Consider the following 5653-nt stretch of genomic DNA (forward strand, 5'->3'; position numbering starts at 1 on the left):
TGGATATGATCATCGTGACCTTCAGCAAGTCATTTGGCGGCGTCGGCGGCTGCCTTTATGCTCGCGAAGACCTGACCAACTACGTCAATTGGTATGCCCGTTCACGCATGTTCTCCTGCGCTCTCGATCCCGCCATCACCGGCGGGCTGATCAAGGTGCTGGAACTCGCCGCCGGACCAGATGGAAAGGCCAAGCGGGAGCGCATCCGCCGCAATGCCGACTATATGCGTTCCAAGCTCCAAGGCCAAGTGGATATCGGCAGCAGCCACAGCTGGATCATTCCCGTCATTTACGGCGATGAGCACATCTCTATCCTGCTGAGTGACTACTTACAGCATCAGGGGATGGATGTCTCCCTGATGTCCTTCCCCGCCGTCCCAAAAAACAAGTCACGGATTCGCCTATTTGTGACCTCAGAGCACACCAAAGAGCAAATGGATAAAGGAGCAGAGGCGATCCTCAAAGCGGCTGAGCACTTCGGATTCCGCCTCGAAGATCAACAGGCTTAAACCACATCAAAGGAGCCCCTATCATTGGTCGATTACAAGAACAAAGAGGGCCTGATCATCTGGCAACTGAACTTTGCCCTCTCCACTATTTACGAAATCGAGACTGAGGCTATCGAACACCTGGTTCCGAAGCGACTTACCCCCATTGAGGTGGCCCCCGGCATCTCTTTGCTTCACCTTGCGGCGTTCAACTTTCCTGAAGGGGGCCTTGGCTACCTGCCCGAATTCCAGGAACTCGTTCTAAGCCTGATCGTTACTCCGGACCTCTCCCGGGGCGTACCTCAATCCGCTATGTACGTCCTCTCCCTTGGTAGCACCTGCCAGGAACATCTCGATCATTGTGTTAATTATTACAAACTTCCCGTTTATGGGCAATTCACAAAAGTCAGCCTTCAGCAAGATCCTCACTCGGTCAAATATGAAGATGGAAATGGTCCCATCATATCCATGAAGAATATCCATCCAAATCCAGTATACACCAAGGATGGTAGATACTATCAGGCGTTTGTGAAAGAAGCGGGTGAGATTTATGTTGCTGACGTCGAGATGAAGGGGAGTCTCTTTGAGCACCAGTCCACTGGTGATGCGGGCCAGATGTGGTCTCACCCCTTTTTCCGGGACATAGACCTGGAAACCACTGAGCCAACGGTGTATATGCAGACGATCAATAAGCCTAGTTCAATAGGACAGCAACTATATCCCAGACCTGAAAAGTTCGTCTAGCGCACCCCTTCCCAGCGTCTGTGCTCAACCGCTTTTCCCCGCCCTGGGTTGGGCAGCCAGAAACCTACTCTTACAATAATATTCTATTGCAGTCCCACCTTTCTCCTAGCAAAGCTATCCACGATACCGGGAATAAAGGGCCGGAGTTTGACGGCCGCCTTTAGCTCCAGGGTCACGATTGCCTCACGTTTCCCCTTTTTGGCAGCCTTGATGGCGATTCGCGCAACCTGATCGGCGCTCATCGACTTGGAATCATCGTAAGGGTCCACCGAAGGGTGGCTACCGTTTCCCTGGAAGCCACGGAGACGGATACCGGTCGCCACAAACAGTGGAACCACGAGGGTTATCTGCACGCCACTACCTACCAGCTCCGTCCGCAGCGACTCGAAAAATCCATGCAGGGCATGTTTGCTGGCGGCATAACCAGAGTGCAAAGGTGCCCCGGTCTTCCCCGAAGAGCTGGTTACCACAACCAGCATCCCCCGGCTTTCCTTTAAATAAGGCAAAGCATAATAGGTACAGTAGAGGGCCCCGAAATAATTCACCGCCATCAGGCGTTCATATATGGATATATCCGTTACGTCTTCAAAGCGAGCCCACATTGAGATTCCGGCGTTGGAGAAGAGAACATCGATCCCTCCCCAGGTCTCAACCGTCCTGGCGATTAGAGTGCGGCACTGCTCTCTATCACTCACATCGGTTGGGTGTACCAGGGTTTCACCACCAAGCACCCGGCACGCCTCAGCCACTGAATCCAGTCCCTTGGTATTCAAGTCGGCCAGCGCCAGACGTGCGCCTTCCGCAGCCAGCTGCTTCGCCAGGGCGGTACCGATGCCACCAGCAGCACCGGTCAGGATAATCCGTTTGTCTTCAAATGTCATGGTAGCTCCCGATTTGACTATCAAAGATAGGCCTAAATCTGTGAAGGATTTCTTTCAGAGTCGAGAAGAATCCACTTAGCTTAAAAGCTATGAGAAGGAGCATCCCACGCCCGAATTCGCGGCGATATCTTATGCTGGTGGCAATATCTCTGGTGGCTGTTCTGTCGTTCTCCTGCGCTCACTTCAGACCGCCGCCACCGGTTAAGGAAGCCCGGGGCGTCTGGCTGCATCGCTTCGACTACTGCCAGCTCACCTTGACCCACGACCAGGATTCCATACGGGCCTACATCGCCGACGTGATCAACCAGGCCGCTGACGCCCATTTCAATATCATTTTCTTCCAGGTCCGGGGCAACGGCGACGCCTATTACACTCCCGGACAGGAGCCCTGGGGCAGCCTGCTCACAGGAACCCCGGGAGAGGATCCCGGTTGGGATCCCCTGGAATATGCCCTGGAGTTGGCCCACCGACGCGGCCTGGAATTGCATGCCTGGTTCAATACCTTCCCCGTATGGCGGGGATCTGAACCTCCACCAGTTACGACACCCGCCTCTCCATTCCTGACCCATCCTCAGTGGATAGTCAGTGACTCGGGCGGCACTCCCATGCCACTATCCGATCATTACATATCCTTCTCGCCAGGCATCCCGGGAGTCCATGATCACATCATCAGCGTAGTGTTGGATGTAATCAGGCGCTACGATATCGATGGCGTTCATTTCGACTATATCCGCTACCCTGAAGGAGCGCCCCGGGCAGGCTATTCTCACGACCCCATCAGCGTCCAGCGATTCAACTCGATTGAGGGTAATCCCTTACAGCTCGACTGGAATGACTGGCAGCGGGAACAAATCACCCGGTTTGTAGCCCGGGCCTACAACGCGATTACAGCAGTTAAGCCGTGGATCAAGGTCTCTGCCGCAGTTATCGGTAGCTACGAAGCGGGCGGTTGGAATGCCTACCATATCGTTTACCAGGATCCCCGCCGCTGGACGGAGCTGGGCAAGATGGACTTTATCACCCCCATGATCTACTGGCCCAGAAAGCATCCTACCCAACCATTTCTGAAACGCTCCATCGAGTGGCAGAATCATTATGCTCGGGAGCGGTATGTCTTTCCCGGTATCGGCAGTTATATGTACAATGCCCGCAAGCGGCCCTACCGATGGAACGAGGCGGAGGGCCAGATTGACGACTTAAGGAAGCATCGTATACCCGGGATGGTCTTTTTTGACGCCCGCAGCCTGGAAACGCGCTGGTCAGAGCTGGCCACTGACCACTTCAGGAACCCTGCCAATATCCCAGCCATGCCCTGGAAGGACCGCCAATCGCCCCAGCCGCCTACCAACTTGAAGGCACAAGTCTCCGGCACCGCCATCAGGCTGACCTGGGTAACGCCTGAAGATGATGACGTGCAGCGCTTCAATATTTACCTGTCACGGAAGCTGCCCATCAACACCAGTAATGGTCGAAACCTGTGGGCAGTGACCGCCGGTCCGCGGCTGGAATGGAAGATGAGACCGGGTAATGACGTGAAGGGACACTACGCAGCCGTCTCCGCCCTGGATGCCGCCGGTAACGAGAGCGGGCTATCCAACCCGGTGCTTTTAAAATAATACCTGGTCCATCAGCCTTCTACCGGAGGGCTCCATTCGGATAAGCCACGTAACGTCCGCTGACAAGCACAGATCGATTGACGTGGTTCAATAATCCCTTCATCATTAGCCATCGATGATAGGACTATTCGCTGTAAACAACTCTCTTGGCAGTGGAATGCATAACGGCTTACCTTTTTCATTAATTCTCGATCCTATATAACTCTGATTGCCTTAACCACGATCAGGTGGAGATCAGGCGCGATAGGAGTATTGCATGACATTCAAACTAGCATACCTGGGTATATCAATGATGATACTAGCTGCAATGGACTTAGCCTTTGGTACGGGGCTGCTGGCGCCCCAGAACCAGGACTTCCTACAAAAGGCCCGCAAAATCCTGGCGGAAGTGCCCCTCATTGATGGCCATAACGATACGCCGTGGCAATATCGCGACCGGGCGAAGAACCACCTGGATGCCATCGACTTTTCCAAAGATACCGGTCATCTAGATCCGCCGATGCAGACCGACCTGCCGCGCCTGCGGGCCGGCGGTGTGGGCGGTCAGTTCTGGTCGGTATGGGTCCCATCCGGTTATCCAGGGCCCGAGGCCGTTCAGGCCACCCTGGAGCAGATCGACCTGGTCCACCGGCTCGTAGAGCGTTATCCCGATGACCTGGAACTGGCGCTCACCGCCGATGACATTGTCCGGATTCACGGGAGCGGCAAGATCGCCTCCTTGATCGGGATAGAAGGGGGTCACTGCATCAACAATTCCCTGGCGGTTCTAAGGCAGTTGTATCGCGCCGGTGCCCGGTACATGACCATCACCCACAATGACAACACCGCCTGGGCCGAGGCCGCCACCGCTCCCCCTGAGCATCATGGACTGACCACCTTCGGCAAGGCAGTCATCCAGGAGATGAACCGGCTGGGGATGCTGGTGGACTTATCCCACGTTTCACCCGAAACCATGCACGCTATCCTGGATGTGACCGAGGCACCGGTGATATTTTCACACTCATCGGCCCGGGCGCTGGTGGACCACCCCCGCAATGTGCCCGATGATGTGCTCAAGCGCCTCAAGAAAAACGATGGCATCGTGATGGTTACTTTCGTCACAGGCTTTGTCTCTGAAGCCATGCGCCTGTATTGGGCGCAGGACAACGCTGAGGAATCCCGGCTGGAAGCCCTCTACTCCCACGACCCCGCCGCCGTCGAAACCGCCATGGCATCCTGGCGGGAAGACCACCCCGCCCCGATCGTCACCCTGGCGGATGTGGCCGACCATATCGATCACGTCCGGAAAGTTATTGGGATTGATTATATCGGCATCGGTTCCGATTTCGATGGCATCCGCAATGGCCCGGACGGTTTGGAGGACGTCTCGAAATATCCGGCGCTGCTGGCCGAGCTGCTGCGGAGAGGCTATAGTGAAGAAGACGTTAAGAAGGTAGCCGGGCTGAACCTATTGCGGGTCTTCCGCCAGGTGGAAAAGGTGGCCCAGAAACTCCAGCGCAAGACCGCTCCTTCAAACGCCCTTATTGAGGAACTGGATCAAGGGAAGAGTAAGCCGCTGACTACGCATTGAACCCGGCCTGGCTTGCCCTCCAGCCTGATTGGTTCCTATTCGATCCGATATCCCCTAATCAGTAAAATGTTGCGGGACTCGAAGTCTGTGCCGGCGATGAAAACCGTATCACCGACAACGGCTACTTCCGTTATCTGGAAATATTGTCCAGGATCAAGATTCTGAAGGGTCAAATCTCTTTTCCAATTCACGCCATTATAATGGGTCATCGCCAATCCCTGAACCCGGAAGGCGAAAACATCGTTGCAGTGGTTACCTTCGAGGAATCCTACTCCATAATATAAATCCCAATCAAGGGCATCGAGTTTAGTCAGATATCCCTCTCCGGAGGAGATGGATTCCTTCCATAAACTA

General features: G+C 54.8%; 6 protein-coding genes. 4 read left to right on the forward strand and 2 right to left on the reverse strand.

Annotated elements, in window-relative coordinates:
* Both ACETWG_13515 and ACETWG_13520 read left to right on the forward strand, forming a co-directional pair.
* Positions 1–509, forward strand: a 509-nt coding sequence (locus ACETWG_13515) for an aminotransferase class I/II-fold pyridoxal phosphate-dependent enzyme (GenBank protein ID MFB0517601.1), incomplete at its 5' end; no start/stop codon positions are given.
* Between the two features lie 24 nt (positions 510–533).
* Positions 534–1232, forward strand: coding sequence for a hypothetical protein (locus ACETWG_13520; GenBank protein ID MFB0517602.1), 699 nt, complete (start codon positions 534–536; stop codon positions 1230–1232).
* 83 nt (positions 1233–1315) lie between these two features.
* Here the strand turns inward: ACETWG_13520 and ACETWG_13525 are convergent, their stop codons facing one another.
* A complete protein-coding gene (locus ACETWG_13525; protein MFB0517603.1) occupies positions 1316–2113 on the reverse strand; it encodes an SDR family oxidoreductase in 798 nt (265 codons plus the stop codon).
* Between the two features lie 131 nt (positions 2114–2244).
* Here ACETWG_13525 and ACETWG_13530 point away from each other — a divergent pair, with 131 nt between their 5' ends.
* Both ACETWG_13530 and ACETWG_13535 read left to right on the forward strand, forming a co-directional pair.
* Complete coding sequence (locus ACETWG_13530; protein ID MFB0517604.1) at positions 2245–3729, forward strand: glycoside hydrolase family 10 protein; 1485 nt, start codon at positions 2245–2247, stop codon at positions 3727–3729.
* Positions 3730–3985: 256 nt separating this feature from the next.
* Positions 3986–5299, forward strand: a complete 1314-nt coding sequence (locus tag ACETWG_13535; protein ID MFB0517605.1) for a dipeptidase — start codon at positions 3986–3988, stop codon at positions 5297–5299.
* 35 nt (positions 5300–5334) lie between these two features.
* On the opposite strand, the gene ACETWG_13540 is transcribed toward ACETWG_13535, so the two are convergent.
* The coding region (locus ACETWG_13540; protein MFB0517606.1) for a hypothetical protein at positions 5335–5653 on the reverse strand (319 nt) is incomplete at its 5' end.

The organism is Candidatus Neomarinimicrobiota bacterium (genome assembly GCA_041862535.1).
In the GTDB taxonomy this organism is placed as follows: domain Bacteria; phylum Fidelibacterota; class Marinisomatia; order SCGC-AAA003-L08; family TS1B11.

Excerpts from the sequence above, each read along its gene's own strand:
- ACETWG_13530 (MFB0517604.1), top strand. The coding sequence starts at position 2,245 with ATGCTGGTGGCAATATCTCTGGTGGCTGTTCTGTCGTTCTCCTGCGCT.
- ACETWG_13535 (MFB0517605.1), top strand. The coding sequence starts at position 3,986 with ATGACATTCAAACTAGCATACCTGGGTATATCAATGATGATACTAGCT.
- ACETWG_13525 (MFB0517603.1), bottom strand. The coding sequence starts at position 2,113 with ATGACATTTGAAGACAAACGGATTATCCTGACCGGTGCTGCTGGTGGC.